Below are 12720 nucleotides of genomic sequence, written 5' to 3'. Positions count from 1 at the left end.
AAGAGGGATAAGCATGGGGAAAACCAAATTATTGCAGGGAATGCTGCTTGGTGCGATTGCAGGCGGCGCGTTGTCATTATTTGATAGGGAAACACGCCGGGCCGTACTGGAGACAAGCCGCAAAACAGCGGGAAGTGCTGCCTATTACATAAAAAATCCTTCAAAAGCGGCCGAATCGGTCAAACAGACGGCAAGCTCCATCCGGACGACCATTGAACAGGTGACAGAGGATGTGGCCTTTATCACGGAAAAAGTTGAGGAACTGAGGGAAGTGACTCCTCAGGTAATCGACATTGTCGAAGAAACACGTTCTGCTTTTTCAAAAGGAAAGAAAGCTCCTTTGGCTGATGAGGAGCCATTGAAGAAGACATCAGGCACCAGTACAGAAGAAGAATGAGCAGGGGAGGGGCTGCAATGAGGCCGGGAATTCCGTACTTATGGAAAAAAATCCACGAAGATGATATCTTTGGCCTCGCAGCTCAGCTGGCCTACTTTTTTCTGCTTTCACTATTTCCGCTCCTCATTTTCCTCGTCACCCTCATTACCTACCTGCCCGTCAGCCAGGTGGATATCCTTGGCTTCATCAGGGATTATGCGCCTGGCGATACGATGGCGCTGATCGAATCGAATCTCAACCAGATCGCAGACCGGAGCGGGACACTTCTGTCCGTCGGGATTATCGGGACCATCTGGTCGGCTTCCAACGGGATCCATGCAATTGTTAAAGCCTTCAATCTGGCTTATGAGGTTAAAGAAAGCCGCCCGCTGATCGTGGCGCGCGGGATGGCAATCCTGCTGACATTCGCCATGATCTTTGTATTTGTCGTTGCCCTTCTGCTGCCGGTGTTCGGGAAGCAGATCGGCGTTTTCCTGTTTTCCGCCTTTGATCTTTCGTCGGAATTTTTATCTGCCTGGAACGCCCTGCGCTGGCTTGTCAGTATCGTCATCCTGTTCATTGTCTTTCTTGTGCTCTACTGGATTGCCCCCAATATAAAAATGAAATGCATCAGCGCGATGCCTGGCGCCATTTTTGCCACAGCGGGGTGGATCCTGGCGTCACTCGCCTTCTCCTATTATGTCAGCAATTTTGCCAATTACACCGCTGCCTACGGAAGCATCGGCGCCATCATCGTCCTCATGGTCTGGTTCTACCTGACCGGCGTCATCATCATCCTCGGCGGCGAGGTCAACGCCTATGTCAGCAAGCGGAAGAATGGGGATTGCTAGGGAGTTGCACCTGATATTGCCTTCTTAGAAAGCCGGTGTGATGTTCACACTATAAAAGGGGAACACACCACCATCATCATCAGGAGGGGAAGCACATGGGAAAAGGCAAAACCAAGCAAAAAGGCAAAGACAGCCCGAAGCAGAAAACATCGGGATCTGCTAATAAATCGAATGGATATCACTAGAGTGGAGGGACGCCCTGCTGGAGGGCGTTCTTTTTTTGGGTTTGGGAGGGGGATTCTGCTTGAATTGGTGTGATTCTACATAAAAAGTTGGTGATTCTACATAAAATTGCGGAGATTCTACATAAAAAATGGGTTTTTCTACATGAAATTAAAGTGATTTTACATATGTAACAGATTTTTACAATCCGAGGAGTTCTGAGGCAGCGACCGAGCGGCAGTTGCTAATAAAACGGGAAAGCTGCTAATAAAAATGAAAAGTTGCTAATAAACGGAAAAAGTTACTAATAAAACAGAAAAGTTGCTAATAAAACCCAAAAGTTGCTAATAACCCAAATAACTACCCCCTTCAGCCGCACAAATCTTCCCAACACACCCCAACCCCCGGTTAATTTCCCCCAAATTAGCCAAAACTAAGTCCCGGAGGTGTTCTACATGCAGCAGGAAAGGCTGACTTCATCTGAAATATCAAATATATGGACTCATTATATCCGCGAAACGATGGCGGTCTGCATCACAAATTACATGCTGAAGGGCATAAAAGATAAGGAGATAAACGAATTCCTTCAGTATGCACTCGATCTGTCATTTCAGCATATCAACACGCTCACTGAGCTTTTCAAAAAAGAGAAGTTCCCGATACCGAAGGGGTTTTCCAAGGAAGATGTAAACATGGACGCGCCGCCATTGTTCACGGACGCCTATTGCCTCTTATATATGCATACAATGACGATGCACGGGATGCAGGCATATGGCCTGGCTTCAAGCGTGTCCATCCGGAAGGACGTCCGCACATTTTACAGCCGGTGCAATCAGGATACGCACGATCTCTACAACCGGGCAATCGAGCTCCTCTCCGCGAAAAACCTGCTCGAAAAACCGCCGCTGTACGCTACGCCTGAAAAACCGGTGTTTGTCCCGGACTTTAAATATGTCACTGATGTGTTCGGAAAAAAGCGGAAAATCAATACAATCGAGGCGGGCAATATTTTTTTCAACCTGCAGAAAAGCTATATCGCCAAAAGCAGCTTTATTGCGTTCAAGCAGGTTTCCCGGGATTCAGATGTGCAAAGGTTCCTGGATAAATGCATCAATAATAAAAACAAGCATATCGCAAGCTTTGCTTCTATGCTTTTAAAAGAAGGACTCCATTCGCCAAGGCCATTCGAGTCGGAGATCACGAACTCGACGACTGCCCCTTTTTCAGAAAAGCTGATGCTGTTTCATTCCGGCTTTTTCTTTGCGGCGGCGATTTCGTATTACGGCGCAGCTGCGGTTGCCTGTATGCGGGCCGATATCGCTGTGCTTTCCGAGAAAGCTATATTGGATGATCTCCTTGTGTATGGAAGCTTCGGCAAGCTGATGATCGAGAAGAATTGGATCGAGCAGCCGCCTGATGCGGATGACCGGAAAGTGCTGGAGCAATAGAAAAACGCCCGGGCATCCCCGAGCGTGCTGCAACTATGATTTCAACAGCCTCAAGCTGTTCAAAATAACGAGAATCGTGCTGCCTTCATGCCCGATGACGCCGAACGGCAAATCAAGGATCTGCAGGAAGTTCGATGCGATCAGAAGCATGATGACCGTGATGGAAAAAATGACATTTTGCTTGATGATTTTGTTCATCCGCTGGGAGAGGGTGATGGCTTCGGCAATCTTGGGAAGCTCATTTTTCATCAGGACGACATCTGCTGTTTCCAGCGCAACGTCTGTCCCTTCACCCATGGCGATGCCGACATTGGCTGCGGCAAGGGCAGGGGCGTCATTGATGCCGTCACCGACCATGGCCACATTCTCATAGCGTTTCTTCAGATCCTTCAGATGCTCGACTTTATTGGCCGGCAGGCACTCCGCGATATATTCATCAACCGTGCTTTCAGCGGCAATCGCCTGGGCGGTTTTTTCGCTGTCGCCGGTCAGCATCACCGTGTAGATGCCCTGAGCGTTCAGGGTGCTGATCGCTGCCTTCGTTTCCTCGCGGACAACATCCTTCAGCGCCAGCAGTCCGGCGATCTTGGAGCCTTTCTTAATAAAAACAATCGTCTTTCCTTCTCCGGCCAGTGACAAGGCTGCTCCATCAGCAAATCTTTCTGCATCTTCACGGCCGATAAAATCAGCTTTGCCGATCTTCCATTCTTCATCCTGCAGCATCGCCTTGACGCCGAATCCGGAGATATCTTCAATGCTTTCCGGGCTCACAAGCGGCTGTTTCAGCTCATTCTTCGCATATTTGACGATGGCGCCTGCGAGGGGGTGATTGGAGTGGCTTTCAATCGACGCGGCCGCCAAAAGGATTTCCTCTTCAACCATTTCCTCGCCGACCAGATAATCAGTCACTTCAGGACGGCCCTTCGTCAGGGTACCGGTTTTATCAAAAGCAATCGCCTTCAGGTGGCCGAGATTCTCCAGATGGACACCGCCTTTGAACAGGATTCCGCGGCGCGCGCCGTTGGAGATGGCGGATAATGTGGCCGGCATGATGCTTGCGACAAGGGCGCACGGACTGGCGACTACGAGCAGGATCATCGCCCGGTAGAAGGTTTCCGTCCAGCTCCAGCCTAAAAGGTAATGAGGCAGGACCATCATTGCGGCCACTGCAGCAAGCACTACTTTTACATAAGTGCCTTCAAATTTCTCAATAAAAAGCTGGGATGGCGACTTTTCGCTCTGCGCGGTCTGGACAAGCTGGATGATCTTCTGGAACAGGGTGTCGCTGGCAGGCTTTGTGATTTCGACTGTAATGGAACCGTTCAGATTCACTGTCCCGGCGAAGACTTCGTCGGTATTGCTCTTGCTGACAGGGATGGATTCTCCTGTGATTGCGGCTTCATCCAGGGTGGTGGTGCCCTTCAGAATCATACCGTCTGACGGCACGCGCTCTCCCGGCTTTACAAGGATATGGTCGCCGATGCTCAGTTCGGAAACATGCACACGCTCTTCTCCGCCGTCTGTTAAAAGCAGGGCTTCCTCAGGCTGCAGCTCCATCAAGGACGAAATTTCTTTATTGCTTTTGTTCATCGTGTACGTTTCCAGTGCGCCGCTGACGGCGAAAATGAAGATCAGGATGGCGCCTTCCGTCCAGTAGCCGATGATGGCCGAGCCGATGGCGGCGAAGATCATCAGCATTTCCACATTTAATTCTTTGTTTTCAATCGTTTCCTCGATGCCTTCCTTTGCTTTGGCAAAGCCGCCGATCACAAAGGCGAGCAGATAGGCGGTGATGGAGGCGGCCCCCATATCATTCCGCGCAAGCAGCCAGCCGGCAAGGATAAGGACCCCGCTCAGGATGGCGGCGATCAGCTCGGCATGAGGAAGTATTCTTTGAAGCAGGCTTTCCTGTTCTTGCTTTAGTTCTATTAGTGCTTTGGCTTCTGTCGTCATTGGGATTCCCTCCTGGGTTATCGGTTTCTCATTGAGAAGAATAATCAACATCAATACCCCTATAAAACGACGAAAGCTGCCCCCGCCGGAGGATTGACCTCTTTTGGGGACAGCATTTTCGCATAGGTTTCTAGATTAGTATCGTTATCATATCATAGTCATTTTTATTTAAAAAGGGGTTTAGGGGGAAAAAATAAAAATGGCCTATATTTCTTTTTACCCGGTCCGCCGGAAGGCAAACCTTATTGGCTCAGCGAATGCTTCTGTTCTGCAGTCTGACCCGCTCCCCGGTTGGTCAGGACAGCCAGGAAAATCACGAGCAGCATGATGCTGATAATATTGAAGAATGAGATATTATTGAAAAATTGAATGAATATGCCGCCCAGATAAGGGCCTGCCAGGCTCCCAAGGCTGAAGGCGATGCCGCAGAGCAGGTTGCCGGTCGGCAGCAGATCCTTTGGCATCAGATCGGTCATATAGCTGATTCCCAGTGAAAAAGTCGAGCCGACTGCCATGCCGGCAAGGAAGAGCGTGGCCGTCAGTGCCCAGACAGCTCCTTCCAGGAAGCTCGCCAGGAAAAAGAAGATGGAGCCTGACAGAAGGATGATGGTCAGGATCCTTTGCCTGCCCCATTTATCACTTAAGATCCCGAGCGGCAGCTGGAAGACGATCCCGCCGATTGCAAAGGCGGTCAAGAGAACAGAGACGCTGCTCACTTCAAGCCCGATGCGCAGGCCGTATACCGGAAAGCTGCCATTCAGGGAAGACTCAAGGAATCCATAGCCGAGCGGCGGCAGGAAGGCAACCCATGCGTACTTGAAGGCAGACGAGAAGCGCTTCATTGTATTTTTCATCGAATTAACCTCGATTGTCTGCTCCGGGTAGTCATTTTTCAAAAGGAACAGGAATACCCATGCCAGCAGGCAGAGTACCGATGACAGGATGAACGGCAGGGTTTCATGCACATTGACGAGCGGCGCCATCAGCGGGCCGACGGCAAAGCCGACACCGAAGAACAGTCCGTACAGGGAGATGTTCCGGCCGCGCTTGTGTTCCGGCGAGAAGCTGGTGATCCAGGTCTGTGTCCCGAAATGGAGCGCATGGTCGCCGATTCCGATCAGGAGCCTGAGCACGAACCAGAACCAGAATGACTTCCATAATGGAAATAACACGAGCGACACGATGACAAGCAGTCCGCCGAAAATGATGACCGGCTTATAGCCATACTTCCGGAGCGGCTGCTCCATAAAAGGGGAAACGAGCAGGATGCCGACATAAAGGCCGGTTGCATTCAGGCCGTTCAAGCTTGAGGATAGCCCGTCATTTTCAAATATAATTGCAATCAAAGGAAGCAGCATGCCCTGGCTGAATCCTGAGATTGCCACAATGCTGATTAAAATCCAAAAACGCATATTTTCTTTATTCATGTTGTTGGCCTCAATTTCTAAAAGTTCTTTCCAAATTGATGGTAACGGCTCCCCGGCGGCTTTGCAAGGAAAAAAGAGCGTATGGCTCATAGGTATGGCAGAAATAGTAGTATAATCACTGCATACAAGAGAAAAGAGGGAGTGGAAACGATGGAATTTACAATGAAGGATGTAGGCTTTTTCACGGAAACGAGCTATGGAAAGCTGGATGTAGCCGGTGATGAGGAGTATGGCTTCAGGCCATATCAGCTCCTTGTTTCCTCAGTGGCCGTCTGCAGCGGCGGCGTCCTCCGCAAGATTCTGGAGAAGCAGAGGATCGATGTGGAGGATATAAAAATCAGTGCAGAGGCAGAAAGAGTGGAAGAGGAAGCCAATCGGGTATCGAAGATCTCATTCCATTTTACGATCACTGGAAAAGGCTTGAAAGAGGAGAAAATCCAAAAGGCCATGGAGCTGACGCGCAAAAACTGCAGCATGGTCCAGTCTGTGAAAGACAGCATTCTAATCGAAGAAACATTCACATTAGTGGAAGCATAATAAAAGCAGGGGGCGGATCCGGTATAATGGTCCGCCCCTGTTATTTTTACAGAGAAATCTCTTCAGGCTCCGCGCCCGCTTTTTCAAAATAGCGGATCAGCGAAGGCTCCATTTTCAGGAGCAGATAATCCGGATCATCCGGACCGGAAATCCAGTCCTTCAGCTTTTCGCTCCAGAACTTCTCCTTCAGCCCGCCGGAATTCTCGAATGAGGCTTTCGCTTCAATTTCGCAGTACGGCCCATCATATCCGCCCTGTTCAACCCCCAGCAGAATATGGACATTCGGATTCTTCTCAATGTCTTCTACTTTATGGGCATCTTTGTCGGTAGCGGCAAAAAGAACCAGGTCATCATGGAAAAACAGCATAAAGCGGCTGTACGGCCTGTCATTACGGATGGATGCCAGTGTGCCGACGCTGTATTTTTTGAACATATCAAGCACTTTCTGCTTTGTGTCTGCCATTGTCATTTCACTCCTTACAATTTTCTTCCCTTTATAATCTGTCATTTTTCCTGTTTTATTATCCTGAATAGAAGCGGGTGTAGAGCGAAAAAAACATCAGGAGTGCAAATTTAAAAAGCGGGTATATAGGTTGAAGGGCCGCGCCGGATATTTATGCCGGGGCAGGAAAAGCTGTACATAAGGAGTTTTTTTTACGCGGCTTCAAGAATATGCTGTGAAAAAATAGAAAGGTGGGAATCGGAAGAATGGTCAATAAAATTTTTATGGTGCTCACCTTTGCAGGCGTTCCCTTGTCTGTCATCGGGACGCTCCTGGGGTGGCCGAGTGTTGCACTTTTTATTATCTATTGCTTAACCATCATCGCCCTTGCAAGCTATATGGGCAGGGCGACAGAAAGCCTTGCGATCGTGGCCGGGCCAAGGATCGGCGGACTGCTGAACGCTACCTTCGGGAATGCGGTCGAGCTGATCATCTCGATTTTTGCGCTGAGGGAAGGGCTTGTCGAGGTCGTCCTGGCGTCACTCACAGGATCAGTGCTCGGCAATCTGCTGCTGGTCGCCGGACTCAGCTTTTTTATCGGCGGGGTCAAATATAAGCGCCAGAAATTCAATGTGTATGATGCAAGGCATAATTCAGGCTTGCTGATGTTTGCCGTTGTCGTTGCATTCGTCATACCCGAGGTATTCTCCATGACAATGGGAGAAGGAGAGCGGATGACGTTCAGCATCGGGATTTCTGTCATTCTGATTGCTTTATATCTGGCAGCGCTCTTGTTCAAGCTTGTCACACACCGCGGTGTCTACCAGCCTGCTGAAAAAGAAGCGGCAGCAGCTCATCATGAAGAAGAGCCGGAATGGAGCAAAGGCAAGGCGATCGCGATCCTCGCCATTGCGACTGTAGCGGTTGCCTATGTATCGGAAAACCTTGTCCACACCTTTGAAGCGGTCGGCGAGACATTTGGCTGGTCAGAGCTCTTCATCGGGGTTGTCATCGTCGCGATTGTCGGGAATGCAGCCGAGCATGCTTCTGCCATCATCATGGCGTTCAAGAACAAAATGGACATTGCCGTTGAAATTGCCATCGGCTCAACCCTGCAGGTAGCGATGTTCGTCGCACCGGTGCTGGTGATTGCGTCACTGTTTTTCCCAACATCGATGCCGCTCGTCTTTACATTGCCGGAGCTGATCACGATGGTCACCGCCGTGCTTCTCATGGTCGTCATCTCCAATGACGGGGAAACGAACTGGTTTGAAGGGGCGACCCTCCTCGCAGCCTATATCATCGTGGGCATCGGCTTTTATCTATTATAGCGATAACAAGAAAAGGCTCTGCACTTGTGCAGAGCCTTTTTTATGCTTCTATTGGCCGTACTTTTTCTATCATAAGTATCCTTTTGGACGAATATGTTGTAAAAGACAGAAATCAATCGCTTAACTCTACCTGCATCTATCACCCGCTTTCATGTGTTAGTGGACAAGCTGTACATGAACATCTGGATAATAATGAGTGTTTAGCCTCCTTTTGCTGTGATAGAAGCGATTCCTTCAGCCCTCCTTTGCTGTTGTTAAGGTCATTATAGATTATTTTTATAAAAATGTAAATATTCAGATTTTTACAATTGTGTAACAGTTGGGGGAGTGAATATGAAGCTGCTTGTAAGGGTTATTTTTTATGTGGCGGGCCTGGTCATACTGACATTGGGCATCTGTATGGCAATCCTTTCTAATCTCGGGGCGGGCCCTTGGGATGCGCTGAATGCAGGCCTGGCCAGGACCGCCGGGCTCACGATCGGGAGCTGGGTCATCATCATCGGCATCATCCTGATGTTGGTCAATGCCTGGCTCCTAAAAGCCAGGCCGGATTATCTGGCGCTATTGACCGTATGCCTCATCGGCTTTATGGCCGACTTTTGGATATTGCGGGTCTTTTCCGGTGCGTACATACTGAATGTCTATTTTCAAATCGCCGCGCTGATCATGGGCCTGGCACTCATCGGATTGGGGGCAGCTCTTTACCTGCAGGCAGAGTTTCCCCTCAATCCAATCGACCATTTTATGATGGCCATCAAAGAGCGGTTCGGGGTGAGCCTGATGATGGCGAAAACCATCGGGGAAGCAGGGGCGCTGCTTCTGGCCATGGTCTTCCACGGCCCTGTCGGTGCAGGAACCATTGTCATCGCCGTCCTGATCGGGCCGTTCATCCAATTATTCTTTCCTTACTGCGAGCAGCTGCTAAAAAGATTTTCCGGCACTTAGGATAAATCAGGGGAACTCCGAAAAAACTAAGAGCAGATACAAGCATTTGAAAGGAGTTCCACATCATGAGAAAGTATGTATCCGTTCTGATTATAACTCTTCTTGCCATGCTTTCTTTTTTGCCCGATGCCGGAGCAGAGAAAAAGCAGGACAAGACCGAGCAAAAGCAGCAGCTGAGCATTCCGATTCCCAGTTCAGTCCTGAATATCACGAAGGAAAATACGTATCCCAACCCGGTGCAGGACCAGCCGACACTGCAGCCGAGCGAGCTGACACAGTCGCTGCTTGATACATCCAAGGTCAAGATTGAAAACCCGGATTTGATCAGGATGCTGAACGAGTCTTCTGTCAATAGCACGCCGTTTGCATTCGGCTACAGGGCCATCATCTATCTTGGGCAGTGGCCGCTCAATTACGAAAGCACAGAAACGGCGCCCAACTGGGAATACCAGAGGATTAACACGAATTATTTTGATAACAGGGGCGGCAAAGCGCCTTATCAGATCCACTATGTCCAGGAAGCCCAGAAGGTCGTGAGGGGCGCACTGACAGCCAAGATCCCAAAAGCCCAGGATGTTCAGAAAATGATGCTCCTGAAGGCGATGGAAAAATCAAAGCTGCCTCTCGCCTTCGAAACAGTGATCGGCGCCGGGACGAAAAAAGATCAGGTCTACAATATCCCGGCCAAACGACTCGGCTATTTATACGGCTATGCACCTGCCGTCAATGAGAAGGGAAAAGTCACTTACGGTGAGGTGTACCTGATGCTGAAGGGAAGCAAAAGATTGCTTGTCATCAAGAATGTCACCTCCCAGGGAATCGGCGCCTGGATTCCTGTCCAGGACCATATCTCTTTCGGGTTCATGGCATCAGAACGACCGCGTTAATCTGAGCGCCGGCTCTTGCAGCCGGTGCTTTTTCTATAGAAAGAGACATTCCTTGCATACAAAGCGGGCAGTCCTTTATAATCAAATTATCTTGAATTCGAGATAAATTGAACCCTTCAGCGGGTATAGATAAAAAAGTCTTAAATATGGAGGTCCATAATGAACCATTTAAAAGGCATACACCATGTTACTGCGATCACAAGCAGCGCGGAAAAAAATTATGAGTTTTTCACATTTGTACTGGGGATGCGGCTGGTCAAGAAAACCGTCAACCAGGATGATATCCAGACCTACCATCTGTTTTTTGCCGACGACAAAGGCAGCCCGGGAACAGATATGACATTCTTTGATTTTCCCGGCATCCCTAAAGGAAGGCACGGCACAAACGAAATCTCCAAAACATCCTTCCGGGTGCCGAACGACGCAACACTAAATTATTGGGTTGAGCGCTTTGACCGCCTTGATGTGAAGCATACCGGCATCAAAGAGCAATTTGGGAAAAAGACGCTGTCATTCGCAGACTTTGATGACCAGCAGTATCAATTAATTTCTGATGAAAATAATACCGGTGTCGCTTCAGGCACCCCTTGGCAGAAGGGGCCGATTCCACTGGAGCATGCGATCACAGGCCTTGGGCCGATTTTTGTCAGGATTGCGAACTTCGATTATTTCAAAGAGATGATGGAAAAAGTCCTGCTTTTCAAGGAAATTGCACAGGAAGGCGACTTCCATCTGTTTGAGGTCGGAGAAGGCGGAAACGGCGCCCAGGTCGTTGTGGAGCATAATGCGGTCCTGCCGCAGGCCATGCAGGGCTTCGGAACCGTCCACCATGCCGCATTCCGCGTCGAGGACCGGGCTGTACTGGATGAATGGACCGAGCGCCTGCCGAAATTCGGCTTCCAGACGTCCGGCTTTGTGGACCGCTTTTTCTTCCAGTCCCTTTATGCACGGGTCGCACCGCAGATTCTGTTCGAATTTGCCACAGACGGACCAGGCTTCATGGGCGACGAGCCATATGAAACGCTGGGCGAAAAGCTGTCATTGCCGCCCTTCCTTGAAAACAAGCGCGAGCAGATTGAGAAGCTTGTCCGTCCGATCGACACGGTCAGGAGCACAATTGATTTTACAAAAGAATGATAAGTGGAGCCTTCCTTGGCGGGAGGCTCCTTTTTTTTTAGGTACCAGGTACACATTCTGAAATTTTTTTCCCAACATCTTCTGTTGAAAAAACACTTTCCTGAAAAAGGAAAAGGAAAGGTCCCTAGCGAAATAGTAAGCAAACCAAAGGAGCTGGTGAAAATGGAAATCAGATTAGCGGAAAAAGCCGATACTGAAGAGGTGTTCGAGGTGCTGAAAGGGGCGGCCCAATGGCTGAAAGATCAGGACATCAGTCAATGGAGCTTCCTGCTCGGCGGCGGGGAGGATGGGGAAATCAAGCAGGCGATCCATGACCGTGAAACCTATGTGATATGCGATAAAGGCAAGGTGAAGGCGACCTTCACCCTCTATGAGGGGCCATCAGGCTGGGACCGGCATATTTGGGACGGAGAAGCAGACGGAGCCATTTATCTGCACAGGCTTGCCGTTCATCCTGACAGCATGGGAAATGGGTTTGGGGAAAAGGCAGTGAGCTGGATCTGCAGGAAATACAGCGGCACACCGCTGAGGCTCGACTGTGTGGGTGACAATGAGAAGCTGAACCAATATTATCAAAAAATCGGGTTTGTGCTGAAGGGTGTGACAGACAGCCATTCGCGGTATGAGAAGGCCGGGGCTGGGGAGTGAAGGTAGAGGCAGTGTTTCTTGACCGGGATGGAACAATCGGCGGTGATGAGACTGTTCATTATCCAGGAAAGTTTGAATTATTTCCTTATTCCCGGGAGCTCATTGAGGAATTGAAGGGCAGCGGGATCAAAGTATTTTCCTTCACGAACCAGCCGGGGATTGCCAGGGGGGAAGCGGCAGTTGAGGACTTTTTTGAAGAGCTGCAGGAATTCGGCTTTGATGATGTTTTTATTTGCCCTCATGCCCATCATGACGGCTGCCGCTGCCGGAAGCCAGAGGCAGGCATGCTCCTCAGCGCGGCAGAGAAACATCATGTGACTCTGGAGAAGTGCGTGGTCATCGGCGACAGATGGAGCGATATGGCGGCGGCATCCAAGACAAAAAGCATGAAGATCCTTGTGAAAACGGGAGCCGGGATGGCCGCACTGAACGAGCATAGTGACAAACTGAAAGAAATTGAAATTGAGTATATTGCTGAAAATCTGCAGGATGCGGTTGAGTGGCTGTATCAACAGCAGGGGACTGCTATTTCTACATAGAAGAACCGGGACGGGAGGAATCCCGTCCATTCGTGCA

General features: G+C 49.7%; 13 protein-coding genes. 10 read left to right on the top strand and 3 right to left on the bottom strand.

All coding sequences use genetic code 11. The features are described from left to right. Positions 1-13 precede the first annotated feature (13 nt). From ACQCVH_RS19725 to ACQCVH_RS19715, 3 genes are all read left to right on the top strand, one after another. Positions 14-397: a YtxH domain-containing protein gene (locus tag ACQCVH_RS19725; RefSeq protein WP_426837306.1), complete on the top strand. Its 384-nt coding sequence runs from the start codon at positions 14-16 to the stop codon at positions 395-397. A 17-nt stretch (positions 398-414) separates the two neighbouring features. Then, entirely contained in the window at positions 415-1227 is an 813-nt protein-coding gene (locus tag ACQCVH_RS19720; protein ID WP_426837305.1) for a YihY/virulence factor BrkB family protein, read from the top strand. Positions 1228-1844: 617 nt separating this feature from the next. Then, complete coding sequence (locus ACQCVH_RS19715; RefSeq protein ID WP_426837304.1) at positions 1845-2837, top strand: DUF3231 family protein; 993 nt, start codon at positions 1845-1847, stop codon at positions 2835-2837. A 33-nt stretch (positions 2838-2870) separates the two neighbouring features. Here the strand turns inward: ACQCVH_RS19715 and ACQCVH_RS19710 are convergent, their stop codons facing one another. Beyond that, complete coding sequence (locus tag ACQCVH_RS19710; RefSeq protein ID WP_426837303.1) at positions 2871-4790, bottom strand: heavy metal translocating P-type ATPase; 1920 nt, start codon at positions 4788-4790, stop codon at positions 2871-2873. A gap of 242 nt (positions 4791-5032) precedes the next feature. Beyond that, complete coding sequence (locus ACQCVH_RS19705) at positions 5033-6217, bottom strand: MFS transporter (RefSeq protein ID WP_426837302.1); 1185 nt, start codon at positions 6215-6217, stop codon at positions 5033-5035. Positions 6218-6367: 150 nt separating this feature from the next. Between ACQCVH_RS19705 and ACQCVH_RS19700 the strand changes: the two genes are divergently transcribed. Beyond that, positions 6368-6754 carry an OsmC family protein gene (locus tag ACQCVH_RS19700; RefSeq protein WP_426837301.1) on the top strand — a complete coding sequence of 129 codons (387 nt, stop codon included), beginning with the start codon at positions 6368-6370 and terminating at the stop codon, positions 6752-6754. Positions 6755-6800: 46 nt separating this feature from the next. Here the strand turns inward: ACQCVH_RS19700 and ACQCVH_RS19695 are convergent, their stop codons facing one another. Beyond that, positions 6801-7217 (bottom strand): pyridoxamine 5'-phosphate oxidase family protein, encoded by a 417-nt coding sequence (locus ACQCVH_RS19695; protein WP_426837300.1) that lies wholly within the window; start codon positions 7215-7217, stop codon positions 6801-6803. Positions 7218-7462: 245 nt separating this feature from the next. On the opposite strand from ACQCVH_RS19695, the gene cax reads away from it, so the two are divergent. From cax to ACQCVH_RS19665, 6 genes are all read left to right on the top strand, one after another. Continuing rightward, positions 7463-8527, top strand: a complete 1065-nt coding sequence (gene cax / locus ACQCVH_RS19690; RefSeq protein ID WP_224902950.1) for a calcium/proton exchanger — start codon at positions 7463-7465, stop codon at positions 8525-8527. A gap of 333 nt (positions 8528-8860) precedes the next feature. Next, positions 8861-9472, top strand: coding sequence for a YczE/YyaS/YitT family protein (locus ACQCVH_RS19685; protein WP_426837299.1), 612 nt, complete (start codon positions 8861-8863; stop codon positions 9470-9472). A 65-nt stretch (positions 9473-9537) separates the two neighbouring features. Further along, a complete protein-coding gene (locus tag ACQCVH_RS19680; RefSeq protein ID WP_426837298.1) occupies positions 9538-10359 on the top strand; it encodes a YfkD famly protein in 822 nt (273 codons plus the stop codon). A gap of 159 nt (positions 10360-10518) precedes the next feature. Continuing rightward, positions 10519-11496, top strand: a complete 978-nt coding sequence (locus ACQCVH_RS19675; protein WP_426837297.1) for a ring-cleaving dioxygenase — start codon at positions 10519-10521, stop codon at positions 11494-11496. Between the two features lie 162 nt (positions 11497-11658). After that, positions 11659-12144 carry a GNAT family N-acetyltransferase gene (locus ACQCVH_RS19670; protein WP_426837296.1) on the top strand — a complete coding sequence of 162 codons (486 nt, stop codon included), beginning with the start codon at positions 11659-11661 and terminating at the stop codon, positions 12142-12144. Further along, on the top strand, positions 12141-12683 hold the full coding sequence (locus ACQCVH_RS19665) for an HAD-IIIA family hydrolase (RefSeq protein WP_426837295.1): 543 nt from the start codon (positions 12141-12143) through the stop codon (positions 12681-12683). The genes ACQCVH_RS19670 and ACQCVH_RS19665 overlap by 4 nt, the downstream gene beginning before the upstream one ends. Positions 12684-12720 lie beyond the last annotated feature (37 nt).

It is taken from the genome of Bacillus infantis, from assembly GCF_050107595.1.
GTDB lineage: Bacteria > Bacillota > Bacilli > Bacillales > Cytobacillaceae > Bacillus_AB > Bacillus_AB infantis_C.
Note: the sequence above shows the minus strand (reverse complement) of the source record. Positions and strands in the feature narration are given on the sequence as shown.

Coding starts and splice junctions, on each gene's coding strand:
- ACQCVH_RS19725 (WP_426837306.1), top strand. CDS start 14: ATGGGGAAAACCAAATTATTGCAGGGAATGCTGCTTGGTGCGATTGCA.
- ACQCVH_RS19720 (WP_426837305.1), top strand. CDS start 415: ATGAGGCCGGGAATTCCGTACTTATGGAAAAAAATCCACGAAGATGAT.
- ACQCVH_RS19715 (WP_426837304.1), top strand. CDS start 1,845: ATGCAGCAGGAAAGGCTGACTTCATCTGAAATATCAAATATATGGACT.
- ACQCVH_RS19710 (WP_426837303.1), bottom strand. CDS start 4,790: ATGACGACAGAAGCCAAAGCACTAATAGAACTAAAGCAAGAACAGGAA.
- ACQCVH_RS19705 (WP_426837302.1), bottom strand. CDS start 6,217: ATGAATAAAGAAAATATGCGTTTTTGGATTTTAATCAGCATTGTGGCA.
- ACQCVH_RS19700 (WP_426837301.1), top strand. CDS start 6,368: ATGGAATTTACAATGAAGGATGTAGGCTTTTTCACGGAAACGAGCTAT.
- ACQCVH_RS19695 (WP_426837300.1), bottom strand. CDS start 7,217: ATGGCAGACACAAAGCAGAAAGTGCTTGATATGTTCAAAAAATACAGC.
- cax (WP_224902950.1), top strand. CDS start 7,463: ATGGTCAATAAAATTTTTATGGTGCTCACCTTTGCAGGCGTTCCCTTG.
- ACQCVH_RS19685 (WP_426837299.1), top strand. CDS start 8,861: ATGAAGCTGCTTGTAAGGGTTATTTTTTATGTGGCGGGCCTGGTCATA.
- ACQCVH_RS19680 (WP_426837298.1), top strand. CDS start 9,538: ATGAGAAAGTATGTATCCGTTCTGATTATAACTCTTCTTGCCATGCTT.
- ACQCVH_RS19675 (WP_426837297.1), top strand. CDS start 10,519: ATGAACCATTTAAAAGGCATACACCATGTTACTGCGATCACAAGCAGC.
- ACQCVH_RS19670 (WP_426837296.1), top strand. CDS start 11,659: ATGGAAATCAGATTAGCGGAAAAAGCCGATACTGAAGAGGTGTTCGAG.